This is a genomic window from Blastococcus capsensis, from assembly GCF_030165005.1.
Taxonomy (GTDB): domain Bacteria; phylum Actinomycetota; class Actinomycetes; order Mycobacteriales; family Geodermatophilaceae; genus Blastococcus; species Blastococcus capsensis.
Genome location: NZ_JASNNW010000047.1, coordinates 1 through 3,443, shown reverse-complemented (window position 1 = coordinate 3,443; position 3,443 = coordinate 1). Strand labels below are relative to the sequence as shown.

Here is a 3,443-nt window from a genome sequence, read left to right as displayed (position 1 = left end):
CGGCCCACATCCGGCCGCGACCCATCCGCGGCCACCGCCGCCGCCGCCCGGCCATCGACGTACACGTGCACGTCGATCGACGCCGCCGGCACGTCCGGGTCGAGAGTCCACCCGCGAGCCGACACCGTCGACCCCGACACCGCCACCCCGTCCAGATGACCCACCGGCGCAGCCCCGCCCGAGCCCACGCTCACCGTGCGGCAGCCCAGCAGCGGGTTGGTCGACCCGCCCCCCGCGTTGATCGCATAGGCGCACACCTGGTGCGACCCGGCCGCCAACGTCGCCGACCAGCCGAAGCCGTGGTCGTCCCCGGCCGCCGGGTACACCCGGCCCACATCCGGCCGCGACCGATCCGCGGCCACCGCCGCCACCGCCCGGCCATCGACGTACACGTGCACGCTGATCGGCGCCGCCGGCACATCCGGGTCGAAGGTCCACCCACGAGCCGACACCGTCGACCCCGACACCGCCACCCCGTCCAGGCTCCCGATCGGGTTACGCGCCGCCGGGTCGGCGGGCGGCTCGGGAGTGGCTTCGGACACCACGACCGTCACGTCGTCGCTCTGCGCGAGTTCCCCGTCGGAAGCGGTGAGCCGCAGGACGTAGTCCCCGATCTTGTCGAAGCGCGCGGTCGTCGACGCCTGGCCCGGCCGGGCGAAGGTGGCGGTACCCGGGCCGCTCAACTGGCTCCAGGTCACCGTCAGCGTCGATCCGGTCGGCAGGCCGTCGTCCCCGACGGCGCCCTTGAGGGACGCCGCGTCGGGCAGCACCACGGCGACGTCGGGGCCGGCGTTCACGGTGGGCGCCGCGTTCACGGGCCCGCCGTCCCCGTCGCCGGTCGTGAACTCCACGTGCAGCACGGGTGCCTGGGCGGCACCACCCTCGTACGCCACGGCCGTACGCGTCCCGCTACCGGTGACGACGAAGGTCAGCGCGTTGCCGCTCACCCAGCCCGGGCGGTCGACGATCTCCTGCAGTACCGGCGAGAGGTCCGGCGTCCGCTGCTCGGAACCGCGCGCACCGACCGTCGGCCAGTCGCCGGGCGCCCATGCGACCCCGGCCTGGGTCCGGGCGCGGGACGAGACGTCGCCACCGGCGGTCGTGAACGCCGCCGAGTCGTCGGAGGCCTGGCCCACGATCCTCAGGCCGGCCGACCCGGCGCTCGCCTCGTCGGTCTGGAACTGCAGGTAGGCGCTGGTGATGGTCGCCCCCTGCGGCACCGCCGCCCCGGCGAAGCGCAGTCCGACGGTCTGGACGGTGGTGCCGTCCTCGACCAGCTCGAGGTCGGCCCCGCTCACCACGGTGCTCGCCGAGCGCTCCTCCGCGTCGTCGGCGCCGTCCCGCACCGGCAGGTCGAGCACCCCGGTTCCCGGGGTCCCGGCCTCGCCGACCACCACGGAGACCTCGTCGAAGGACTCGAGCTGTCCGTCGCTGCCGGTCAGCCGCAGCACGTAGCTGCCGGCCGCATCGAAGGTCGCGGTCGTCTGCTGCTGGTCCGGCTGGGCGAAGGTCACCGCACCGGGGCCGCTCTTCTTCGTCCAGGCCGCCGTCACCGTGGCGCCCTCCGGCAGGCCGTCGTCGGTGATCGAGCCCGCCAGGGACGCCGCCTCGGGCATCGTCACCGTGAGGTCGGGGCCGGCACTCGTCGACGGTGCCCGGTTCAGCGGTCCGGCGCTGATCGGCGGGAGGTCGAGGTCGAGTTCGTAGATGCGCCCGTCGTTGTAGGTCTCGGAGTTCGTGTTGTTGTCGACCCCGCGGTCGGCGATGTAGACGTGCTGGTCCCCGGAGCCGTCGCTGGCCGGCGCGAGCGTGATACCGGCTGCGCTCACCGGGTTGGCGGCCGCGATGCTCACCACGTTCAGCAGAGCGCCTTGGCGGTCGAGCTCGTAGACGCTCCGGCTCCCGCTGTCGAGGACGAGGATGGTGTTGCGTCCGGGGTGGTACTCGATGCCCTCGGGGTCCACGGCGCCGTACTGACCGATGTCGTACACCGATCTCGTATCGTCCCCGCCCGATTCGGGCACGCCGTCGAAGACTCCGTTCGGACCGGGCCCGTAGTCGTAGAGGACGGCAGACGAGCCGTCGACGACGAGGAGGTGACCATTGGTCGTGGCGTCCATGTCCGTCGTCACGTCCTCCGCGTCACCGTTGCCCGGCCGCGTGGTGAACGACTGCGGCGTCCCGGTGGGGAGGCCGTCGGCGCCGGTGTCGACCAGGTAGATCTGGTCGGCGTCGTCGTCGGAGACGAAGGTGCGGTCGGCCGTCTGGTAGCTGATGCCGGTCGGCTCGTTCGACCACGGCAGCGTCGTCCACCCGGGGGTGCTCGGGTCCTGCGTGCCGTCCAGGGAGGCGAAGAAGACGTTCGTCCCCGCGTACAGCGGCGTCTCGTCGACCTCGGAGTCGCTGATCACCAGGCGGTTGTTGCCGGGGTCGTAGGTGATGCCGGCAGGGTCGGAACTGGGCGACGCCCACGCCGACGTCCGGTGTTCCGCGACGAGCACCGCGTCGAGGGCAGCAGCCCCCGCCGCCGACGCCGGGAGGACGACCGCTGCACCCGCAACCATCGCGATCGTGAGCACAGTGCCTGGACCCTTGTTGAATGTCACGCCGATCACCTTCTGCATTCGTCGGAGAGCTGTAGATGCGCTGAGCAGAGCTGGCCCGCGTCGAGCGGGTCCGCGGAGACACGACGTGACCGGAGGTGGCCGATGAGCCACGTACACCGTCACGTCCGCTGGTCGAAGCCGGTTCAGCCGGGACCGACGACGCCGACGAGGCGACGCCGTGGTCGTCCCCGGCCGCCGCGCGCCCCGGACCCGCGCCCGGCTGCGGATGCCGGACGCAGTGCGGACCGGCCCTTCGCGCGTGGCCGTCGACCGATGGCAGCCAGCGCGGCTGCCAGGCCCGTGGCCCGCCCGGCCACGGCCGGCGGGACGAGCTCCCCGCCGGCCGCCCCGGCGACGAGAGGAATGCACACACCCCGTGACAGCTTCAAGACGGATTCCCCCCGCATTGCCGGATAAGACCTGACCCAGCCTCCGAGGACCATCACTCTCCGTCAACGATGAGACACGAAGGAAGTAATTTCCTCACTCTCGGTAGGTAGGGAGTGAGGGGCCCGCGCGCCAGGCAGGGCCTGCTCCCGCCCATCCCTCGGCGGACCGATCGGCTGGCCGTCCAAGGCCGCCGCGCCACCGCCGCGGGAGGGCCCTCTTCCCGGTTGCCCGCACGGACATGCCTCGGGACCGGTCCCCGGAGCGATCCGCTCCTCGGAACCGGTCCCGAGGGACCCGCTCAGGTCACACGGTCACCGTGCGGCAGCCCAGCAGCGGGTTGGTCGACCCGCCCCCCGCGTTGATCGCATAGGCACACACCTGGTGCGACCCGGCCACCAACGTCGCCGACCAGCCGAAGCCGTGATCGTCCCCGGCCGCCGGGTACAC

Annotated in this window: 1 protein-coding gene; it reads right to left on the bottom strand. The window is 72.7% G+C overall.

Annotation, left to right across the window (positions count from 1 at the left end; all coding sequences use genetic code 11):
- The coding region (locus tag QOZ86_RS20940) for a PKD domain-containing protein (protein WP_284493898.1) at positions 1-2,606 on the bottom strand (2,606 nt) is incomplete at its 3' end.
- Positions 2,607-3,443 lie beyond the last annotated feature (837 nt).